Raw genomic sequence first — 20,140 nt, 5'->3', positions numbered from 1 at the left:
ACGACCATGGCCGCCACGAACGAATCGCCCCAGGCGGTGATGCATTCGGCGCCCATGGCCGGAGTCGCCAGCGGCGGCGACGATTTCGACGAGGCCATCGGCCTCAAGAACATGCAGCAGCTGATCCAGCTGCGCTGGATCGCGGTGGTGGGGCAGGTGGTCACGATCGGCATGGCGCACTTCGTGTTCGACATCGCCTTGCCGCTGCGCCACATGGCCGCGGTGATCGGTTTTCTCGCGGTGTTCAACCTGGCCAGCCAATGGCGCTGGCGCTCGCGCGGCGAGGTGACCAACGACGAGCTGTTTCTGGCGCTGCTGGTCGACGTCGGCATGCTCACCGCCCAGCTTTACCTGAGCGGCGGCGCGACCAATCCCTTCACCTTTCTCTACCTGCTGCAGGTCACGCTGGCCGCGGTGCTGCTGCAGACCTGGTCGATCTGGACCATGGTGGCGCTCACCATCGCCTGCGTGGCGGGGCTGGCGCTGTTCGGCCGGCCGCTGGCATTGCCGCCGGACCACAACCGCGGCCTGGCCAGCCCATTCATCCAGGGCCTGCTGATCTGCTTCGCGCTCAACGCCGGCCTGCTGGTGATCTTCATCAGCCGTATCGGACGCAACCTGCGCGACCGCGATGCCCACCTGGCCGACCTGCGCCAGCGCGCGGCCGAAGAGGAACACGTGGTGCGCATCGGCCTGCTGGCGTCCGGCGCCGCGCACGAGCTGGGTACGCCGCTGGCCACGCTGGCGGTGATCCTGGGCGACTGGCGCCGGATGAAAGCCTTCACCCAGGACGCCGAGCTGCTACAGGAAGTCGTCGAGATGCAGGCGCAGGTGCAGCGTTGCAAGACCATCCTCAGCGGCATCCTGCTGTCGGCCGGCGAGGCGCGCGGCGAATCGTCGGTGCAGACCACGGTGATCACCTTTCTCGACGAGATCGCCAGCGAATGGCGCGATTCCCGCGCGGTGGCCAGCTTCGAATTCGACAACCGCCTGGCCCACGATCTGCCCATGGTTTCGGACACCGCGCTCAAGCAGATGGTCTACAACGTGCTCGACAATGCCCTCGAAGCGTCGCCCGGCCGCGTGCGGCTGGAAGCCTCGCTGGACGACAGCTCGCTGCGGCTGACGGTCACCGACAACGGACCCGGCTTCACCTCCGAGGTGCTGGCCCAGCTGGGCAAGCCCTACAACTCGACCAAGGGCCGGGCAGGCGGCGGGCTGGGGCTGTTCCTGGCGGTCAATGTGGCGCGTACCCTGGGTGGCCGGGTGCACGCCGGCAACCGACCGATGGGCGGTGCGGTCGTACACATGACGCTGCCGCTGGCCGCGATCACCCTGAAGGAGGGCGAAGGACGTGTCGCTTGAAATGGAAGAAGCGGACGAACAGCGTCAACTGCTGATCGTCGAGGACGACGAGGCGTTCGCCCGCACCCTGAGCCGATCGTTCGAGCGACGCGGCTACACCGTGCTGCACGCCGCGAGCCTGGAAGACGCACAGAAGCTGCTGCAGGCGCATTCGCCCGGTTACGCGGTGGTCGACCTCAAGCTCAACGGCGACGCCTCGGGCCTGGCCTGTGTGCAGGCGCTGCACGAGCACGACGAAGACATGCTAATCGTGGTGCTGACCGGCTTCGCCAGCATCGGCACCGCCGTCGAGGCGATCAAGCTCGGCGCCTGTCACTACCTAGCCAAGCCCTCCAATACGGACGACATCGAGGCGGCGTTCGGTCGCGCCGAGGGCGACGTGGAAGTCGAGGTGAGCAACCGGTCGAGTTCGATCAAGACGCTGGAGTGGGAGCGCATCCACCAGACCTTGGCCGAGACCGGCTTCAACATTTCGGAAACCGCCCGCCGCCTGGGCATGCACCGCCGCACGCTGGCGCGCAAGCTCGGCAAGCAGCAGGTGAAGTAGGGCGCCGAAGCGCCTGCCTCAGGCGTCCTCGCGACCCAGCCGCAGCTTCAGCCGCTGGCTGGCGGCATTCAGTCCGCTCACCTCGACCACGCTGCCGTGGCGGCGCAGTCGTTCCACCACCTTGTCGAGCGCGGCGATGGCGGTCACGTCCCAGAAATGCGCCTGCGACACGTCGATGGTCACCGGCCGGCCGGCCACATCGCGCACGTCGAACGATTCCACGAACAGCTCCGAGGACGCGAAGAACACCTGGCCGCTGACGCGATAGCCCACGGATTCGGCCTCGACGTCGCCCGCATTGCCGTCGACCTGCAGCAGCCGCGCCACCTTGAAGGTGAAGAACACGCCGCTCAGCAGCACCCCGGTCGCAACGCCTGCGGCGAGGTTGTCGGTGGCGACGGTGACGGCGACCGTCGCCAGCATCACGAAGCTGGAACTGCGCGGATGCCGCACCAGCGCCCGCACCGAGCCCCAGTCGAAGGTGGAAGCCGACACCATCACCATGATGGCCACCAGCGCGGCGACCGGCACCAACGAAACCCAGGGCTTGAGCAGCACCATGAGGATCAGCAGGAAGGCGCCGGCGAACAGCGTGGACAGCCGGCCGCGCCCGCCGTAGCGCACATTGCTTACCGTCTGACCGATCATCCCGCAGCCGGCGATGCCGCCGAACAGGCTGGAGGCCACGTTCGCGATGCCGAGCCCGGTGCATTCGCGGTTGCGCGAGCTGGGCGTGTCGGTGAGCTCGTCGACCACGCTGGCAGTCATCATCGATTCGAGCAGGCCCACCATCGCGATGGCGCAGGCGGGCAGGGCGATGAGCCGCAGGGTCTCCAGGTCGATCGGAACCCCGGGCCAACCGAAGACGGGCAGGGCGTCGGGCAGATGACCGAGGTCGGCGACGGTGCGCACCGGCAGGTGCATCCACTGCGCGACCAGCGTCAGCACCACGATGCAGACCAGCGGCGACGGCACGGCGGTGGTGATGCGCGGCAGCAGGTAGATGAGGGCCAGGCCGGCGGCGAGCAGCGCCCAGGTCGCCGCATTGGCGCCGTGGCTGGCCTGCAGGTGCGGCAGCTGCGCCGAGAAGATGAGGATCGCCAGCGCATTGACGAAGCCGGTGCGGACCGAGCTGGAGACGAATCGCATCAGCACGCCCAGCCGCAGCAGACCGAAGACGATCTGCACCAGCCCGGCCAGCACGCCGGCGGCCAGCAGGTAGGGCAGGCCGTGGGCGTGCACCAGCGGCGCGGCCACCAGCGCCACCGAACCGGCGGCGGCCGACACCATGGCCGGCCGGCCGCCGGTGAAGGCGATGACGATGCCGATGACGAACGAAGCGAACAGGCCCACGGCCGGATCGACCCCGGCGACGAACGAAAACGCGATCACTTCGGGAATCAGGGCGAAGGTGGCGACGGCGCCCGCCATGAGTTCGCGTGGAATGCTGGGGCACCACTCGGCGCGAAGACGGTTCAAAGGCATGGGATCATCAAGAATTCGCCGGGAATGCCGATCCTGGAGATACGGCACGGCTTGTGCGTGGAAACTCAAACGCGATGCGAGCGGGGCGGCGCGGTCGGCATTCTGCCGTACCGGCCGGCACCGGCTCGCCAAGGACAACATGATTCGATCTTCTTCCCTGGGCGTACGCCTCGGTTCCGGTTATGCGCTGGTCTGCCTGCTGCTGCTGTCGGTGGTGGCGCTGGTGAGCTGGCAGCAGATGCGGCTGCAGTCGGCGATGCAGTCCATCGTCGAGGTGGACAACCGCAACACCCGCACCGCCACGCAGATGCTGCAGCAGCTCGGCGATGTTTCCGTCGGCGTACGCAACATGGCGCTGCTGCAGACGCTGCCTGAGCTCGACGCGGAGATGGTGCGCATCAACGGCGCACTCAAGTCCTACGACACGCTCGGCAAGTCGCTGGCCGACCAGCTTGCACGTCAGGAGGGCGAGAACGGCGCCGAAGTGCAGCAGTTGCGCAAGATCCAGGCATCGCAGATCGGCGCGGTGCCGCTGGTGCTGGAAGCCGCCAAGCTCGGCATGGACGGCGCCGCGCCCGAAGCCACCCAGCTCATCACCGAGAAGGTCCGGCCGCGGGTGGAGGAGTGGAACCGCCAGGTCATCGCGCTGATCGGCATGCAGCAGCAGCGCGGCGAAGACGCCTACGCCGAGGCGCGCGCCGCGCACCGGCAGGGGCTGACGGCGCTGGTCGTCTGCGCGCTCGCCGCCGTGCTGGCGAGCATCGTCATCGCGGTGCGGACCACGCGCTCCATCACCCGGCCGCTGGGCGACGCGGTGCGGGCGGCGGAGAACATCGCTGGCGGTGATCTGTCGTCGGTGACGGTGTCCGACCGGCGCGACGAGGTCGGCCGCATGCTGCAGTCGGTCGGCCAGATGCAGGCGCGGCTGCGCGAGATCGTCGGCGGCATCCGCGAGGCGTCCGACTCGATTCGCCTGTCGGCCAGCGAGATCGCGGCAGGCAACCAGGACCTGTCGCGCCGCACAGAGGACACCGCCAGCAATCTGCAGAGCGCTGCGGCCCTGCTCGAAGCGCTGGCCGCCGCTGTGCACCAGTCCGCCGAAGCGGCCGAGCGGGCGACCGCACTGGCCGCCACCGCCTCGGAAGCGGCGGCCGAAGGCGGCACCGCGGTGTCGAAGGTGGTGTCGACCATGGACGGTATTTCGGCTGCCTCCCGCCGCATCGGTGACATCACCGGCGTCATCGACGGGCTGGCGTTTCAGACCAACATCCTGGCGCTCAACGCGGCGGTGGAAGCCGCGCGTGCGGGCGAGCAGGGACGCGGCTTCGCGGTGGTGGCGGCCGAGGTGCGGTCGCTGGCCCAGCGCTCGGCGGCCGCCGCCAAGGAGATCCGTGGACTGATCGCGTCGTCCATCGAGCAGGTCGACACCGGTTCGGCGCTGGTGCGCAACGCCGGTACCGGCATGCAGCGCATCGTGGAAAGCGTGGGACGCGTGACCGGCGCCATCGCCGAAATTCGCTCCAGCTCGGCGCAGCAGGACGGCGAGATTTCGCAGGTCGGTGATTCGGTGAAGGAGCTCGACCGCATGACACAGCAGAACTCGGCGCTGGTGGAGCAATCGGCCGCTGCTGCCGAAGGCCTGCGGGCGCAGACGGCACGCCTGGGCGAGCTGATCGACCATTTCCGGCGGGATGGCGAAAGCCCAGCGCCTCCCGCGCGCGATCGTCGTGAACTGCTTGCCTTGGAGGCCGATCGTTCGTGAGTGCGGGCCGGGCTGGCTGGATCGCTGCGGACACTTCGGCAGCGCTTCGCAGCGATCGGCCCGTGAAGCGACCAGGGCGATCAAGACGATCGGCAGGTATGGCTGGCCTCTAAGCCCGAGCCAATGGGAACGCGCCAAGATCCGGCTCGCCAAAAAGAAAAGGTTCGCAGCTAATACTGCGAACCTTTTTGGGGTGGCTCCTCGACCTGGGCTCGAACCAGGGACCTACGGATTAACAGTCCGGCGCTCTACCGACTGAGCTATCGAGGAACGGTATACGGCACGCCACCGAAGTGACGGCTGCCAAGTGAAATCCGACACCTGACAGCATGATGAAATCTGGCTCCTCGACCTGGGCTCGAACCAGGGACCTACGGATTAACAGTCCGGCGCTCTACCGACTGAGCTATCGAGGAACAGCCTCAAATTATATACAGAAAAAACAGGGTCTTAGAACGATGCCCTCATGCCGACGCGAAAAGTACGCGCGGCACCGGGGAACAGGTAGATGTGGCCGAACTGCGTGGGCGATTCGCGCCAGTAACGGTGGTCGGTAAGGTTATCGACGTTGGCCGTCCAGGTGACGAGCGTGCCGCTTCCGGTACGCTGGTCCCAGCGCAGGCCGGCGTCCAGGCGGGTCCAGCTCGGCAACTCGATGCTGTTGTCGGCGGTGACGGCACGGCGTCCCTCGAACGACAGCCCGCCGTTGAGCTCCAGGCCTTCGAGGCCGGGCACCTTCCACCCGGCCTGGGCGCGCACGACTTGTTTCGGCACGTTGACCGGGCGGTTGCCGTTGAGCGTGGGATCCTGCACGCTGCCCTGGCGCTCGGCGTGGATCAACGTGACGCCGCCGGCCAGTCGCCATGGACCATCGCTCCACTGGCTGTTGGCCTCGAATCCCTTGTGCACCGCTTCGCCGTCGTTGGCGCCGGTGCAGGGCGTGATGCCGAGATTGGCGCAGGCATCCAGGTTGCTCACCGGGCGGGTGATCTGGAAGTACGCGGTCTGCCAGGACCAATTGCGCTCGCCACCCTTCAGGCCCAGCTCCCACTGGCGCGACTTGAGCACCGGCAGCGCTTCGCCCGCGTTGGTGTACTGGGTGCGGTTGGGCACCACCTGCGACTCGACGCCCTGGCCGAAGCTGGTGTAGGCGAGAGCGCCCGGCAGCACGGCGTAGCTGGCGGCCAGCCAGGGCGTGGTGACGTTTTGGGTGTAGCCGGTGGGGCGGCTGCCATCGGTGCGCACGCTGTCGCGCGACAGCCGGGTCTGGCGCACCCCGGCCCAGGTGGAAAAGCGCGGCGTCCAGCGCATCGCGTCCTGCACCGACAGTTCCAGCGAATGTTCGTCGCGATTGGTGTTGGCGTCGGTCAGCGTCGGGTCGGCCGGATTGACCGCGCTGCCGTCGACATTGCCGGTGCCCACGTAGTTGTAGGCCTGGTCCTGGAAGCGGTTGCGCACGCGGCTCGCGGTAAGGCCGATCGACAGGTCGTGTCGCACCGTGCCGGTCATGAGCCGGCCTTGCAGCCCAAGGTTGGCGGCCTGCTGCAGCCGGCGTTCGTTCTCGCTGCGAAAGTCGTACATGTCGTAGGTGCCGTCCGAGCAGAAGCGGTCGTAGTTGCCCTCGGCGCCGCAGCCGAAGGCATAGGCGAGCCGGTCCTGGCTCTTGAGCCGCTGCTGGCCGACCTGCGCCGACCAGCGCCAGTCGCCGGAGATGGCGCGGCTGTAACGCAGGGTGCCGGTCAGGCCCTCGAAGACGGAGGGCTGCGACCACGGCTGATTGTTGAGGTTCAGCCGGGGGTTGACCGGCGCAGGCAGGCTGTTTCCCAACAGGCTAAAGGCCTGCTGGCTGGGCTGCGACTTGCGGCTCCATTCGACCTCGGCTTCGAGCAGGGAGTCGCGGTCGATGCGCCAGTCGGCGGCCAGCGACGCCAGGCTGCGGTCGCCGTCTAGGTTGCGGGTCTGTGGGCGCAGGCGCTCCTGCGCCACGTTCAGGCGCAGGCCGAACTGGCGGTCTTCGCCGAATCGGCTGCTCAGGTCGACGGCGCCCAGCAGGCTGGAGCGCGAGGTGGCTTCCACCCGCACGTCGCGAATGTCCTTTTCCGTCGGCCGCTTCACCACATAGTTGACCAGGCCACCCGGCGCGCTGGTGCCGGCCTGGATGCCGCTGGTGCCTTTGAGGATCTCGACGCGTTCCTTGTTGTCGAGCGGAACGCTGGTCTCGGCGCTGATCGGCAGGCCTTCGCGGCGGTAGTTGAAGCGGTTGTCCAGCACGAAGCCACGCACGCTGACGAAATCCCAGTAGCCGGGCGAGTCGTAGGCATCGGTGACCGAGCTGTCGAAGCGGGTCAGGTCGGCCAGGCGCCGGGCGCCGCTGGCCTGGATCTGGTCCTGGCCTACGATAGTGGCGGACACCGGTACCTCGCGCAGCGGTATGTCGCCGAAGCCGGTCACGTCGGCCTGCGGCGCGGTGCGGGACGACTCCACGGTGACAGTGGAGAGCGTGTTGCCTGCGGGCTGGGCTTGCTGGGCCAGCGCGCCGGTCGCCGACAGCGCGAGTGCGGCCATGGCGGCACGCGCCAGCGGCGTCGGGACGAAAGAGGGAAACGAATAAGAAACTGCCATCACATGCCTTCGATCAGAACGAAAGTCGGCAGGGGGGCAAGCGACGGAAAAACAGCGGCCGCCAAGGCACGCCGGCATCGAAAAACATCGAAGGCGAGGGCGCACAGGGGCCGGTCCGGCACACGCTTTCCCTGCGCGAGGATTACCTCAATCAGGTTCCAAGGGACTATCTCAGTCGAACGAAACCGGTGAACCCGGCTCCGTGCAACACCCCCAGCGGACTCGCTCCGGGACCGCCGGATGCGAGCGGCGCGAATTGTAGCGCCTTGTTAATAAATCACAGCTTTGTGTTCACCGCCTGGTGGTCGACGGGTCGGCCGGCGGTGGCTCCAGCGTGACGGCATCGGGCGGATTCATGCGGGCATCGTCGCGGCTCGACGCGAAGATGTCCCAGGTCGAGATGAACATGGCGGCGATCACCGGCCCGATGACGAAACCGTTGAGGCCGAACAGCGCCATGCCGCCGATGGTGGAGATGAGCACGATGTAGTCGGGCAGCTTGGTGTCCTTGCCCACCAGCAGCGGGCGCAGGATGTTGTCGACCAGGCCGATGACGAACACGCCGACGAAGACCAGTACCAGTGCCTTGGCAACCGCGCCCGTGGCCAGGAAATAGATGGCGACCGGGCCCCACACCAGGCCAGCCCCGATGGCCGGCAGCAGCGAGAGGAGGGCCATCAGCACGCCCCAGAGTACCGCGCCGTGGATACCCAGGAAAAAGAAGGTGATGCCGCCGATAGCGCCCTGCGCCACCGCCACCGCGATGTTGCCCTTCACGGTGGCGCGGATCACGGTGGTGAACTTGCCGAGCAGCTTGTGCTTGTGGCGTTCTTCCAGCGGAATCGCGTCGCGGATCATGAGCGAGACGTCGCGGCCGTCGCGGATAAGGAAGAACAGCAGGTACAGCATGATCGCGAAGCCGACCAGGAAGTCGAAGGTGTTCTGGCCGAAGTTGATCGCCGAGGTGGCGAGGTTGCGGCTGCCTTCGTTGAGCGCGGCCATCAGCTTGGCCTGCAGCGCGCCCATGTCGCCGACGCCGAAGCGCTCCATCAGGCCCATCACCCAGCTGGGCACGTGGTCGAAGATCTGCTGCACGTAGCGGCCGATGTTGATCTCGCCGGACTGCAGCTTCTGGTAGATGGCGCTGCCTTCCTGCACCAGCGAGGCGGTGATGAAGGCCGTGGGCAGGATCACGATGACCAGCACCAGGCACAGGGTGCAGAGCGCCGCCAGGTTGGCGCGGCCCTTGAATCGCTTGACCAGCCAGCGGAAGACCGGCCGGAACAGCATCGCGAGGATGGCGGCCCAGAAGATGGCGCCGTAATAGGGAAAGAGGATCCAGCCGAAGGCCAGCGTGACGCCGACCAGGAGAAGCAGGAATGTTTTTTGTTCGACGGCGGTGGATTTCATGGGCGGGCCCGGCGGGGCGCAAGCGGCGACAGGTGCCGCGGTGGCGAATGCTAGCCCGCTTCGGGGCGATAGCCGCGTCGGACTTCATCTCGATACGAGCCCTTTTGCGCTCGTAGCGACAATGCTCGATTCGCTCCAACCCGCCTCGTCGCATCCCGCACCTTGTCTTCACCGAACCTTTTGCGCAGGCTATGCAGCCTGCTTGTCCTGTCCCTGGCCTCGCTGGTCGCGGCTGCCGCCACGTCCGACGAAACGGCCGCGACGGCCGCCTCGCTCGATACCGCGCGTGACAGCCTCACGGTCGTCCAGAAACAGCTGGGCAGCGACACCACGATTCCCGACACCACGCTGGCCAAGCTGCGCACCTCCGCGCTCGACATCCAGGTGGTGGCCGAACAGGCGCAGACCGCCCTCGAGCCCGCGCTTTCCAAGGTCACGGCCCGGCAGGCCGAGCTCGGTACACCGACCGCGGGCGTGACCGAGGCGCCCGACGTGGCGCAGCAGCGCGCAGCCCTCGAAAAAGAGCGCGCCGCGCTCGACGCGCAGGTCAAGCTCGCGCGCCTGCTCTCGGTCGAGAGCGCGCAGGCGGCCGATACCGCCGCCGACCTGCGGCGCTCGCAGTTCAATGCGCAGATCGGTGAGCGGACCTCATCCATGCTCGCCGCGCCGTTCTGGCAGGAGTTGCGCAGCGGCACGCCGCGCGATGCGGTCCGCGTGCGCACCATCGCGCGTGACGTCGGCGCGACTGCATCCGCCACGCCCTGGCTGGTGTGGGTGGGGTTGGCGGTAGCGGCCGTGGCGGTGTTTTTCCTGCAGCAGTGGGCCGGGCGCAAGATCCTGCGGGTCGCGTCGCAACGGGTGCCGCCCGGTCGGCTGCGCCGGTCGCTGCTGGCCCTGTTGCGGGCGCTGCTGGCCATCGTCGTGCCCGGCCTCATCGCACACTTCCTGCGCCTGGGCATCACCTGGGGAGCCAAGCCGGACGAGGCGCTCGACAGCCTGCTTGCCCGCACGGTCGGCACGGTCTGCTTCGCGGCGTTCGTGCAGGGACTGGGCAAGGCCTTGCTGGCGGCGAAGAAGCCGTCCTGGCGCCTGCCGCCACTGTCCGACGCCATGGCGCTGGCCTTGCGCCGGCACCCCTTGGTGCTGGCCATCGTCATCGTGCTGGGCTGGGAGCTGGAGCAGCTGACGGTGCTGGCCAACGGGGCCCTGGCCACGACGGTGGCACTGGAAAGCATCTACACGCTGACGCTCGGCCTGGTGGTGCTCTCCGCATTGCTGCGGGTGCGACGTGTACGGCGCGCCGAAAAGGCCGAGTCGGATGCGGCGCCGCCGGCGGATACCCCCGGCGAGCCGGTCAAGCCCGGCCAGCATCTGGCCCGTTTGCCGTGGACGACGGTGGCCCTGGGCGCGCTCGGGGCGGTGCTGCTGGTCAGCGTCGTCTGCCTGCTGCTTGGCTACGTGGCGCTGGGCAGTTTCCTGGTCAAGCAGATCGTGTGGATCGGCGTGGTCGCGGCCACCGCCTATCTGCTGGTCGCGCTGCTGGATGATTTCTTCATGGCCGTTTCCGCGCCCGCCGGTGGCGCGACCGCCGCCATGGCCGAAGACGGCGGGCTGCGGGTGAGGGCGCAGGCCGGCGTGCTGCTGTCGGCGATCTCGCGGCTGGCGGTGCTGCTGTTCGCGCTGGTGCTGGTGGTCGCGCCTTTCGGGCAGGGTCCGGACGAGCTGCTGCAGCGCGCCGGCCAGTTGCGCGACGGCCTGGCGATCGGAGAGCTCAAGCTGCAGCCGGGCGCGGTGCTGCAGGCCATCGTGGTCTTCGTGCTGGCCACCATCGGGGTGCGCCTGCTGCAGCGCTGGCTGCGCGACCGCTACCTGCCCACGACCGGGCTGGACGCCGCAATGCGCGATTCGGCGATCAGCCTGATGGGCTTCGTCGGCATCATCGCGGCGCTGGCTTTTGCCCTGTCGGCCATCGGGCTGGGGCTCGAACGCATCGCGTGGGTGGCGAGCGCCTTGTCGGTGGGTATCGGTTTCGGCCTGCAGGCGGTGGTGTCGAACTTCGTCTCCGGGCTGATCCTGCTGGCCGAGCGGCCGGTGAAGGTGGGCGACTGGGTGTCGCTCTCGGGCGTAGAGGGCGACATTCGCCGCATCAACGTGCGGGCTACCGAGATCCAGATGGGCGATCGCTCCACGGTCATCGTGCCGAACTCCGAGTTCATCACCAAGATCGTGCGCAACGTGACGCTGGCCAATCCGCTGGGGCAGGTGTCGTTCAAGCTGCCGATGGCGCTGGACACCGACGTGGTGAAGGTGCGCGACATCATCCTGCAGGTGTTCGAAAGCAACGAAGGCGTGCTGGCCGAGCCCGCGCCCAAGGTGTTTTTGGAAAGCGTGGAGAACGAGCGATTGATTTTTGCGGCCAACGGAGCCGTGGCCTCTCCGCGCCAAAGCTACGCGGTGAAAAGCGCCTTGCTCTTCGAGACGCTCGCGCGCCTGCGGGCGATTGGACAATTTCCGGTGAAGGCGTCCGAGCCGCCGCCGGCTGCACCGCCTGAGACGGGAGTTGTCGCGCCTGCGCTGACCGCGCCCGCGTCCGGCGTCGCCTTGCCGCCGCAGGCCGGATGAGCGGCGCGGCATTTTCCGCGGCAGCGGGCAATCTGCGCGAGCTCACCGGTCGCTTCCCCCATGCGGGCAAGGTCGACCAGATCTGGCTGCGGCCGGCGCGGCGCGAGCCGACCGTGTCGGTGGATTCGGTACGTGCCATTGCCGGACGCGGGCTCGAGGGCGACCGTTCCGCCGAGGCGGCGACCTTGGGCGGCAAGCGCCAGGTGACCCTGATCCAGGCCGAGCATCTGCCGGCGATTGCGGCCTTCCTGCGGCGCGATACCGTCGATGGCGCACTGCTCAGGCGCAACCTGCTGGTGTCCGGCATCAACCTTCAAGCCGCCCGCGCCTTGTTCAAGGATGCGCCGCTGCATCTGCATATCGGCCCGGAAGTGGTGCTGGAGCTGACCGGTCCGTGCGAACCATGTTCCAAGATGGAGACCGTTCTGGGAGAGGGCGGCTACAACGCGATGCGCGGCCATGGCGGCATGACCGCGCGGGTGCTGACCGGCGGGGTGTTGCTGCGTGGGGACACGGTCGTCTGCCGTGCCCTGCAGCCAGGGCTTTTTTAATCTGCCTGGTCCACTGTCCAGGCCCGTGCCGGTCGGGCCGCAGCGTCCTCCAGCCCGTGGCCCGCTCAGCCGCCTTTATTCCGGCTGCGATGAGCTCGGGTGCCGCTGGTCAAGTTTTGAGTTGCTGGCGCTCAGCAACCCAGCGCATCGCACAAACTGCCGAGTTCGGTCACTTCCATCTGAGGACGACGTCCCAAGGACCACGACTGCCCGGTGCGATTGACCCATGCGGCCTGCATGCCGGCGTCGAGGGCGCCGACCACGTCGAGCGCCGCGTCGTCGCCCACATGCAGCACCGCCCTCACCGGTACATCCACGGCTGCAGCGGCGGCCCGGAAGATCTCCGCGTCTGGCTTGGCGCAACCGAAATCGTGGGCGCTGATGCGGGTGCGAAACAGATGGCCGACGCCCACCGTGTGCACATCGGCATTGCCGTTGGTGAGCGCCACCAGCGGCCAGCGTGCGGCCATGCGCTCCAGGGCACCGATGGCGTCGGCATAAAAGTCGACACGCTGCCGTTCGGCGAAGAAGAGATCGAAACCGGCTTCGGCCAGGGCCGGATCTTCGCCCGCGTGTCGCAAAGCCCGGCGAATCGATTCGCGACGGAGTTCGCTCAGGTCGTGACGGAGCTCGGGCAGCTCGACGCCGACCTGTTCGCGAATGCGCCGAAGCGCGGCTGCGTCCTGGTAGAGCGCGGCAGTGGCCGGCGCGTGCTGTGACAGGTAGTGGTGCAAAACCTGCTCTGCACGTTCGATCGCGGGCCAGACCGGCCAGAGCGTGTCGTCGAGATCGAGGCTGATAGCCCGGATGACAGATACATCCAGTGAGTGTTCTTGGTGCATGGCGCGGTGAGAATAGCGCACCGCCGCATTCGCCGGCGGGCCTTTCCGAGATCGTCTCCCCCGTGTCCCTCTTCGCGCCCGAACCTCCACTGGCGGCCGGCCCCGTGCCGCGCACCGCCATCCTCTTCGTCAACCTCGGAACACCGGATGCCGCCGATTCCGCCTCGGTGCGCCGCTACCTCGCCGAATTCCTGTCCGACACCCGGGTGGTGGAAATTCCGCCGTTGGCCTGGAAGGTGATTTTGCATGGGGTGATCCTGCGGATCCGGCCGAGCGCTTCGGCTGCCAAGTACGCCAAGATCTGGATGCCCGAAGGCTCGCCGCTGGCAGTCTGGACCGCGCGGCAAGCGAGCATGCTCGGCAGCTGGCTGGCTGGCCATGGCCATCGTGTTCCGGTGCGCCACGCAATGCGTTACGGATCGCCTTCCGTCGCGAGTCAGCTCGACCAACTCAAGGCCGAAGGCGTCGACCGCATCCTGGTCCTGCCGGCCTATCCGCAGTATTCCGGCACCACTACGGCCAGCGTGTCCGACGCCGTGTTTGCGTGGTCGTCGCGCCAGCGGGTCATACCGGAGCTTCGCTTCGTGCAGCGCTATCACGACGACCCGGGCTATATCGCGGCCCTGGCCGAGCGGGTCGAGTCGCACTGGCGACAGAACGGTCGTGGCGAGCGGCTCGTGCTGAGCTTCCACGGCATTCCGGCGCGCACCCGTGAGCTGGGCGATCCGTACTACGACGAGTGCCTGGAAACGTCGACGTTGCTCGCTTCCGAACTGGGTCTGCACGCGGCCGAAGTGCTGACCACTTTCCAGTCGCGCTTCGGCCGCGCTCGCTGGCTGGAGCCCTACACCCAGCCCACGCTGGAGGCGCTGGCTCGCGATGGGATCAAACGGGTCGACGTGATGTGCCCAGGCTTCACCAGCGATTGCCTGGAGACGCTCGAGGAGATCGGCATGGAAGTGCGCGAGGCCTTCCTGGCGCAGGGCGGCGAGGCTTTTCACTACATCCCGGCACTCAACGACAGCCAGCGTTGGGTGGCGGCTTTGGCGGGTATCGCCCAACGCCATCTGGGTGGTTGGCCTACCCGTCAATAGGCCATGAAGCGGGCGGTCACCTCCCGAGAATGCGCAATGGCAACTCAACCGGCGACTGCCTGAAATTCGAAGGCCGAAGGAACTACACGAACGCAATGTGAGCGTGTGCAAACCTTTTTAAAGTGCGTTGGCCGCTGCGTCCGCAGCTCGGCTAATCATCCAAAGGAATTGCCATGCAATCACGTTTCGCTCGCATCCCGTCCGCCCAGTCCGTGCTGATCGCCCTGACTGCTTTCGCCGGCGCTTTCGTCTCCATGCACTCCAAGGCGGACGTCACCAGCAACCTGCAGGTCAGCGCCACGGTGCCGGTGGGCTGCACCATCACGACGACGGCGGTAACGTTCGGCAACTATGAGCCGCAGGGCACCAACGCTGGCAACCCCGCCGATGCCCAAGGCGCCGTGAATGTGACTTGCACCAACGGATCGACCACGCAGGTCATCCTGGGCCAAGGCTCGCACGCCGACGACGGCTCGACCAATGGCCTGCCGCTGCGTCGCATGACCAATGGCACCAACTTCCTGAGCTACGGGCTGTTCACCGACAGCGCCCACGCCGCGATCTGGACCAATGAATCCACCGGCGGTGTCACCCACAACGGCACCGGCACCCCCGCGGAGCTGACCGTCTACGGCCGCATCCCCGCCGGCCAGAACGTGCCGGCCGGCAACTACACCGACACCGTCCAAGCCACCGTCGTCTTCTGATGAACATGCGCCGTCTTCGTTCGGCCGTGGCCGTCGGCTGCCTTGTCCCTCCCATGCTGGCTTTCGCCGGATCCTTTTCGGTGAGTCCGGTTGTGGTGTCACTGGCATCGGATCGCTCGGCTGGCGCGTTGACGGTGCGCAATGGCTCCCAGGAAAGCACGCTCATGCAGCTCGAGCTCATGCGCTGGAGCCAGTCCGATGGCACCGACCAGCTAGAGGGCACCCGGGAAATTCTGGCGACGCCGGCGATCTTCACGCTGCCACCCGGCGCCACACAGACGGTGCGCGTCGGCCTGCGCGGCGCCTCGTCGGATGCCCGAACGGAGCGGTCTTACCGTCTGCTGCTCAAGGAAGTCCTGCCCGAGGCGCCCTCGGACTTCAAGGGACTGCGGGTCGCTCTGCAACTGAGCGTGCCAGTGTTCATCGAGCCCCTGGCCGCAGCGACACCTTTGCTCCGCTGGGAAGCCCGCGTGGTCAAGGATGGCCTGCACCTGGTGGCACACAACGAAGGCCAGGTGCATGTGCAGGTGACCGGCATCGGCCTGGGTGCCGCCACCGACCGGAAAAAGATTCAGCCGGCCTACGTGCTGCCTGGTCAATGGAAGGAATGGACCGTGGCGCACGACGTCAAGCCCGGCGAGCCGATCGAGCTGACCGTACGAACCGATGCAGGCCCGCTGCAGGCGAGGATCGTGGTCTCGGATCACTGAATGCCGTGGGGGAGACATCCAATAAATCCGCGACCATCGCGGTGGTCATGCTATTGCTGCTTGGACCTTGCGCCGGGCCTTCGTCCGCCCAGTCCAGCCTTTCGGGCGACCAGCCGGGCGACTTGCCGGAAGTCCTGCTGACGGTCCGCGTCAACGGCGTCGACACCGGCTCCGCCGCGGTGCTGCTGCGCGGCGCGGGCGACCGGCTGCTGGTGCGCGGCGCCGACCTGCAACGTTGGCGCCTGCGGCTGCCCGAGCTGCCGCCGCGACGACAGGATGGCGCCGACTTCTATCGCCTCGACGACATCCCCGGGCTCGCGTGGCGGGTCGACGAAGCGGCTTCGGCGCTCGCCGTGAATGCCCTGGCGCAATCGTTCGATTCCAGCAGCATCGACATGGCGGCCCGCGCCGCCCCGCGCACGGAATCGACACCGCCCGGAGGCTTCTTCAATTACGACCTGACCACGACGCATGCCAGCGGGCAGCAGCGCTCGGGCGGGCTGTTCGAGACCGGCATCTTCAACCGCTGGGGCGTGGGCACCGCCACCGTGGCGCTGCGCCGCGGGCAGGAGGTCGGCCCCGAACTGCTGCGGCTCGACACCACCTGGACCTACGACATGCCCGACCGCCGCGCCAGCCTGCGCCTGGGCGACGCCATCGGCGGGCGCAGCCAGTGGGGGCTGCCGAGCCGGTTCGGCGGCATCCAGTGGGCGACCAATTTCGCCACGCAACCGGGGTTCGTGAGTTTTCCGCTGCCCACCCTCAGCGGATCCACCGCGCTGCCGTCCACCGCGGACCTGCTGGTCAACGATGTGCTGCGCTCGCGTATCGACGTTCCCGCAGGGCCTTTCACCTTGCGCGACCTGCCGGTGGTGACCGGCCAGGGCGAAGCGCGGCTGGTGGTGCGCGACCTGATGGGCCAGGAGCAGGTGATCGTCGCGCCGTTTCTTGCCTCGCAACGCCTGTTGAAAGAAGGGCTGCACGATTTCGCGTACGAGTTCGGATGGCAACGCCAGCGCTACGGCCGTGCCAGCCAGGACTATGGCCCCGCCGTACTGGTCGGCACCCACCGTCTGGGCTGGAACGATCGCCTCACCACCGAAGCCCGCGTCGAATGGAGCGCGAAGCGGCAAACGGCAGGCCTGGGGCTGGTGAGCGGCGTGCCGGCGATCGGCGTCTTCAACGCCTCGCTGGCCGCCAGCCGCAGCGACCGAAGCGAAGGCCTGTTGGTCGGCCTGGGTGTCGAGCACCAGGATCGGCGGGTGAACTGGGGCGCGAGCGTCCAGATGGCCAGTTCCGCCTTCGAGCAGGTCGGGCAGGACCCCGACCGGCGCGCGGCACGCCGCCTGGTTCGTGCCTACGGCAGCACGGCGGTGGGTCCCGGGTCGGTGTCGATCGGCTATGTCGAGCAGCGACCGCGTGACGGGGAACTGGTGAAGCTGCTGACCGCCGGCTACAGCGTGAGCCTGGGCGCGCTCGGCTTCCTGGGCTTTTCGCTGGTCCGCAACATCGGCCCGGGTGGCAGCACCAGCGCCAACCTCACCTTTACCCGCGCGCTGGATGCGCGCACCAGCGTGAGTGCAGCGGCCTACGAGCAACGCGGCCGCTGGTCCGAGCAACTGGAGGCGCAGCGAAACCTGCCGGCCGGCGACGGCGTGGGTTGGCGCGTGCGGGCCGGCGGCGGGGCGGATCGATACGGCGAAGCGACGGCCCTGGTGCAACGCAGCTACGGCCGTGCCACCTTGGGGCTCGCCGATCACCAGGGCGACACCGCCGTGCGCGGCACCGCCAGCGGCGCGCTGGTGTGGATGGGCGACAGCCTGCATGCCGGGCGCCGCATCGATGGCAGCTTCGCCCTGATCGAGGTTCCGGGCATGGCAGACGTCCCGGTATATGCCGACAACCAGCTCGTGACCCGCACCGACGCCCAGGGGCGTGCCCTGCTGCCGCGCCTGCGCGCCTACCAGCGCAACCCGGTTCGAATCGACGCGGTGGACCTGCCGATCGACGCGCAGTTCGACAGCTTGCAGGCCGAACTGGTGCCGGCCTACCGCAGTGGCGCCCTCTGGCGCTTTCCGGTCAAGCGCTCCCACGCGGCCACCCTGAGTGCCAGCATGGGCGAGAAGCCGGTGCCCTCCGGCGCGGTAGCCTGGATCGATGGGCAAGCCGGGCCTTTTGTCGTTGGCGAGGGTGGCCTGCTGTATCTGACCGGGCTGCGCGATCGGCAGCAGATCGAGGTGCGCTGGGGCTCCGGGCCGGCGTTGAAGGTCTGCCGTTTCGAACTTCGTCTGCCGGCTTCGACTGAGCCGGAGCCTCACCTCGGTCACCACGCCTGCGAGCCGCACCACCCATGAATCGTTCCTCTATCGCCCGGGGCGCGCGTCGCCGGGCAAGCCTGTGGTGCCGCGCGCTGCTGGCCGCCTCGATCGTGGGCAACGCCCAGTCGGCCTGCACCGTCTCCACGGCCGGTCTGGCGTTCGGCAGCTACGACCCCTTCGCCGCGGCGGCGCTGGACAGCACGGGAGACATCTCGATCGAATGCGCGGCCGTCACCGCGTTCACCGTGCGGCTTGCGTCGGGCAGCGGAGGCGCCCACCAGCGGCGACTCGGCGGCCCCGGCCAGCAGGCACTGGCCTACAACCTGTACGTGGATGCCGCCCGCACCACGGCTTGGGGCGACGGCAGCGCCGGGACCGCGACGGCCGGCGGTTCCGGCACCGCGGTGCACCTCCCCGTGTATGCCCGCGTACCGGCCGGACAGAACGTCGAGGCCGGCAGTTACATGGATAGCGTCACCATCCTGGTCGAGTACTGACTGTTGCGATGGCTGGCCGCGCAGGCGCTAAGGTCGCGCCCATGCGGCGCACCGCTGCCGCGCTAAGGGTTTCCCATGCGTCGACATGTTCTGACTTCTTTCCTGTTCCTGGCCGCCATCGGACCGACGCAGGCGGCGTTCGCCCAGTCCGCGGCCGCGGCGCAGCAGATCTACCAACAGCAGATGGCCGCCTGCGACCCAGCCCAGCCGCGACCGGCCTACAACGCCTGCATCCGCGCCGCCGGCACGGTGCTGGACCGCAGCGGCGCCACCAGTTCGGGCGCCACCGTCAACGAATCGTCGGACGGCCGGGCCACCATCCTGCAGCCACCGGGCCTGCCGGTGCAGAGCTATCCCCCATCGTCGGTGGTGCCGGAAACCACTACCTCGCAGGACGGCCGGGCGACGCTGCTGGTGCCGAGCGACAGCGTCATCCGTCCCGGCCCCTGACACGCGGGGTTCGCGCAGGGCCGGGCCCGTTCGACCCTTCGGGCATGCCCTGATCGTTCGCGCGGCGATGCCCACCGCGCTGACCTAGGCCGCGTCAGGCTTCAGTCGCGCGGTCGGAAACCGATGATGAGCGAGGGGGGCACGCGACCGTCGATGTCCTTGGGCAGGCTTTCGGTCTTGTCGATCGCCTTCAGCACCGCGTCGTCCCACGCCGGGTTGCCGCTCGACTTGACCAGCCGCTTGCCGACGATGGTGCCGTCCGGCGCGGCGCGCACCTCGACCTCGGCGCGTGGATTGCCCGGTGCGTCGTCAGTGAAGGTGATGTTGGGTCGCACCTTGGCTGCGACCTTGCCGCCGTAGCTGCCCGAAGGGCCCGATGAGCGCAGGTCGGAGCCAGTGGCCGTCGCGCCGCCGGTGGCCCCGGCCAGGCCCGCCATGCGCTGCAGCTGTTCCTTGCGCAGCTTGTCGAGCTGGGCTGCCTGCTGCTTGGCTTGCTGCTGTTCTTCGCGGCGCTTGTCCTCGGCTGCCTGCTTCTGTTTGTCGAGCGCCTTCTGCTTGTCGATCTGCTTCTGCTTTTCCAGGGCGGCCTGCTTGTCGAGTGCGGCCTGCTTCTCGGCCTTCTCGGCCTGACGCTTGGCATCAGCGGCTTTTTCGCGGCGATCGCGTTCGGCCTGCTCCTGCTTCTGGCGGGCGGCTTCTTCGCGCTCTTCCTGCTGGGCCTTGAGCTTTTGCTGGCGTTGCTGTTCGAGCTGCTGCTGGCGCTGTTTTTCTTTGGCGGCTTCCTGCTGCTTCTGGCGCTGCATGGCGATGTCGGCATCACGCGTATCGGGCTCGGGGGCCGGCGCGGGAGGCGGAGGAGGGGGGGGCGGTGCCGGTGCCGGCGCCGGCTCGGGCGCGGGTGGCGGCGGGGGCGCCGGTATGGGCGGTGGCGGCGGAGGCTCGACGGCGCGGGGCGCAGCCTGGCGCGGCGTGGCCGACCAGATTTCGGCCTCGACCGCGGGCGCATCGGACTCCTGCTTCCAGCGCACGCCCCAGGTCAGCGCGGCGAGCAGGGCCAGGTGGGCGAGCACGGCCAGCCCGAAGGCGCCGCCGCGGCGGCCTTCTTGCGGAGGCGCGAATTCGGATCTGTCGGCGATGGCGGGCATGTTGGCGACGACC

General features: G+C 68.2%; 16 protein-coding genes, 2 tRNA genes and 1 riboswitch. Of the genes, 11 read left to right on the top strand and 7 right to left on the bottom strand.

The window, feature by feature from the left end:
* The first annotated feature begins 6 nt into the window (after window positions 1-6).
* Both R9X41_RS12070 and R9X41_RS12065 read left to right on the top strand, forming a co-directional pair.
* A complete protein-coding gene (locus tag R9X41_RS12070; RefSeq protein ID WP_412556690.1) occupies window positions 7-1,365 on the top strand; it encodes an ATP-binding protein in 1,359 nt (452 codons plus the stop codon).
* Window position 1,366: 1 nt separating this feature from the next.
* Entirely contained in the window at window positions 1,367-1,912 is a 546-nt protein-coding gene (locus R9X41_RS12065; RefSeq protein ID WP_318635210.1) for a response regulator transcription factor, read from the top strand.
* Between the two features lie 18 nt (window positions 1,913-1,930).
* Here the strand turns inward: R9X41_RS12065 and R9X41_RS12060 are convergent, their stop codons facing one another.
* A complete protein-coding gene (locus R9X41_RS12060; protein ID WP_318635103.1) occupies window positions 1,931-3,397 on the bottom strand; it encodes a SulP family inorganic anion transporter in 1,467 nt (488 codons plus the stop codon).
* A 139-nt stretch (window positions 3,398-3,536) separates the two neighbouring features.
* Between R9X41_RS12060 and R9X41_RS12055 the strand changes: the two genes are divergently transcribed.
* The gene (locus tag R9X41_RS12055) at window positions 3,537-5,159 is read left to right on the top strand and encodes a methyl-accepting chemotaxis protein (RefSeq protein WP_318635102.1); all 1,623 of its coding nucleotides are present in this window, start codon (window positions 3,537-3,539) and stop codon (window positions 5,157-5,159) included.
* Between the two features lie 194 nt (window positions 5,160-5,353).
* Here R9X41_RS12055 and R9X41_RS12050 read toward each other — a convergent pair.
* The 4 genes from R9X41_RS12050 to R9X41_RS12035 all read right to left on the bottom strand — a co-directional run bounded on the left by R9X41_RS12050 (window position 5,354) and on the right by R9X41_RS12035 (window position 9,191).
* Window positions 5,354-5,429: transfer RNA gene (locus tag R9X41_RS12050), tRNA-Asn, on the bottom strand.
* Window positions 5,430-5,499: 70 nt separating this feature from the next.
* Window positions 5,500-5,575 (bottom strand) — tRNA-Asn (locus R9X41_RS12045).
* Between the two features lie 34 nt (window positions 5,576-5,609).
* Window positions 5,610-7,781 carry a TonB-dependent siderophore receptor gene (locus tag R9X41_RS12040; RefSeq protein ID WP_318635101.1) on the bottom strand — a complete coding sequence of 724 codons (2,172 nt, stop codon included), beginning with the start codon at window positions 7,779-7,781 and terminating at the stop codon, window positions 5,610-5,612.
* A 110-nt stretch (window positions 7,782-7,891) separates the two neighbouring features.
* Window positions 7,892-8,006, bottom strand: a riboswitch (TPP riboswitch).
* A 66-nt stretch (window positions 8,007-8,072) separates the two neighbouring features.
* On the bottom strand, window positions 8,073-9,191 hold the full coding sequence (locus R9X41_RS12035; RefSeq protein WP_318635100.1) for an AI-2E family transporter: 1,119 nt from the start codon (window positions 9,189-9,191) through the stop codon (window positions 8,073-8,075).
* 162 nt (window positions 9,192-9,353) lie between these two features.
* On the opposite strand from R9X41_RS12035, the gene R9X41_RS12030 reads away from it, so the two are divergent.
* Window positions 9,354-11,813, top strand: a complete 2,460-nt coding sequence (locus R9X41_RS12030) for a DUF3772 domain-containing protein (RefSeq protein WP_318635099.1) — start codon at window positions 9,354-9,356, stop codon at window positions 11,811-11,813.
* Window positions 11,810-12,364, top strand: coding sequence for an MOSC domain-containing protein (locus R9X41_RS12025; protein WP_318635098.1), 555 nt, complete (start codon window positions 11,810-11,812; stop codon window positions 12,362-12,364). The genes R9X41_RS12030 and R9X41_RS12025 overlap by 4 nt, the downstream gene beginning before the upstream one ends.
* 131 nt (window positions 12,365-12,495) lie before the next feature.
* Here R9X41_RS12025 and R9X41_RS12020 read toward each other — a convergent pair whose 3' ends face one another.
* Window positions 12,496-13,206 carry an HAD-IA family hydrolase gene (locus tag R9X41_RS12020; protein ID WP_318635097.1) on the bottom strand — a complete coding sequence of 237 codons (711 nt, stop codon included), beginning with the start codon at window positions 13,204-13,206 and terminating at the stop codon, window positions 12,496-12,498.
* Between the two features lie 62 nt (window positions 13,207-13,268).
* Between R9X41_RS12020 and hemH the strand changes: the two genes are divergently transcribed.
* From hemH to R9X41_RS11990, 6 genes are all read left to right on the top strand, one after another.
* Complete coding sequence (gene hemH / locus R9X41_RS12015; protein ID WP_318635096.1) at window positions 13,269-14,300, top strand: ferrochelatase; 1,032 nt, start codon at window positions 13,269-13,271, stop codon at window positions 14,298-14,300.
* A gap of 173 nt (window positions 14,301-14,473) precedes the next feature.
* Entirely contained in the window at window positions 14,474-15,007 is a 534-nt protein-coding gene (locus tag R9X41_RS12010; protein WP_318635095.1) for a Csu type fimbrial protein, read from the top strand.
* A complete protein-coding gene (locus R9X41_RS12005; protein WP_318635094.1) occupies window positions 15,007-15,717 on the top strand; it encodes a fimbrial biogenesis chaperone in 711 nt (236 codons plus the stop codon). The genes R9X41_RS12010 and R9X41_RS12005 overlap by 1 nt, the downstream gene beginning before the upstream one ends.
* A 47-nt stretch (window positions 15,718-15,764) precedes the next feature.
* The gene (locus R9X41_RS12000; protein ID WP_318635093.1) at window positions 15,765-18,071 is read left to right on the top strand and encodes a fimbria/pilus outer membrane usher protein; all 2,307 of its coding nucleotides are present in this window, start codon (window positions 15,765-15,767) and stop codon (window positions 18,069-18,071) included.
* On the top strand, window positions 18,068-18,532 hold the full coding sequence (locus tag R9X41_RS11995; protein WP_318635092.1) for a Csu type fimbrial protein: 465 nt from the start codon (window positions 18,068-18,070) through the stop codon (window positions 18,530-18,532). Before R9X41_RS12000 ends, R9X41_RS11995 begins: the two co-directional genes overlap by 4 nt.
* A gap of 75 nt (window positions 18,533-18,607) precedes the next feature.
* Complete coding sequence (locus R9X41_RS11990; protein WP_318635091.1) at window positions 18,608-18,982, top strand: hypothetical protein; 375 nt, start codon at window positions 18,608-18,610, stop codon at window positions 18,980-18,982.
* A 101-nt stretch (window positions 18,983-19,083) separates the two neighbouring features.
* On the opposite strand, the gene tolA is transcribed toward R9X41_RS11990, so the two are convergent.
* Window positions 19,084-20,127 (bottom strand): cell envelope integrity protein TolA, encoded by a 1,044-nt coding sequence (gene tolA, locus R9X41_RS11985; protein ID WP_318635090.1) that lies wholly within the window; start codon window positions 20,125-20,127, stop codon window positions 19,084-19,086.
* Window positions 20,128-20,140 lie beyond the last annotated feature (13 nt).

Source organism: Xylophilus sp. GOD-11R, from assembly GCF_033546935.1.
GTDB lineage: Bacteria > Pseudomonadota > Gammaproteobacteria > Burkholderiales > Burkholderiaceae_C > Xylophilus.
The sequence above is the reverse complement of the archived record's forward strand: the minus strand, read 5'-3'. Positions and strand labels throughout refer to the sequence as shown.

Coding starts and splice junctions, on each gene's coding strand:
- R9X41_RS11995 (WP_318635092.1), top strand. CDS start 18,068: ATGAATCGTTCCTCTATCGCCCGGGGCGCGCGTCGCCGGGCAAGCCTG.
- R9X41_RS12055 (WP_318635102.1), top strand. CDS start 3,537: ATGATTCGATCTTCTTCCCTGGGCGTACGCCTCGGTTCCGGTTATGCG.
- R9X41_RS12010 (WP_318635095.1), top strand. CDS start 14,474: ATGCAATCACGTTTCGCTCGCATCCCGTCCGCCCAGTCCGTGCTGATC.
- R9X41_RS12065 (WP_318635210.1), top strand. CDS start 1,367: ATGGAAGAAGCGGACGAACAGCGTCAACTGCTGATCGTCGAGGACGAC.
- R9X41_RS12070 (WP_412556690.1), top strand. CDS start 7: ATGGCCGCCACGAACGAATCGCCCCAGGCGGTGATGCATTCGGCGCCC.
- R9X41_RS12060 (WP_318635103.1), bottom strand. CDS start 3,397: ATGCCTTTGAACCGTCTTCGCGCCGAGTGGTGCCCCAGCATTCCACGC.
- R9X41_RS12025 (WP_318635098.1), top strand. CDS start 11,810: ATGAGCGGCGCGGCATTTTCCGCGGCAGCGGGCAATCTGCGCGAGCTC.
- R9X41_RS12035 (WP_318635100.1), bottom strand. CDS start 9,191: ATGAAATCCACCGCCGTCGAACAAAAAACATTCCTGCTTCTCCTGGTC.
- R9X41_RS12000 (WP_318635093.1), top strand. CDS start 15,765: ATGCTATTGCTGCTTGGACCTTGCGCCGGGCCTTCGTCCGCCCAGTCC.
- R9X41_RS12020 (WP_318635097.1), bottom strand. CDS start 13,206: ATGCACCAAGAACACTCACTGGATGTATCTGTCATCCGGGCTATCAGC.
- tolA (WP_318635090.1), bottom strand. CDS start 20,127: ATGCCCGCCATCGCCGACAGATCCGAATTCGCGCCTCCGCAAGAAGGC.
- R9X41_RS12005 (WP_318635094.1), top strand. CDS start 15,007: ATGAACATGCGCCGTCTTCGTTCGGCCGTGGCCGTCGGCTGCCTTGTC.
- R9X41_RS11990 (WP_318635091.1), top strand. CDS start 18,608: ATGCGTCGACATGTTCTGACTTCTTTCCTGTTCCTGGCCGCCATCGGA.
- R9X41_RS12040 (WP_318635101.1), bottom strand. CDS start 7,781: ATGGCAGTTTCTTATTCGTTTCCCTCTTTCGTCCCGACGCCGCTGGCG.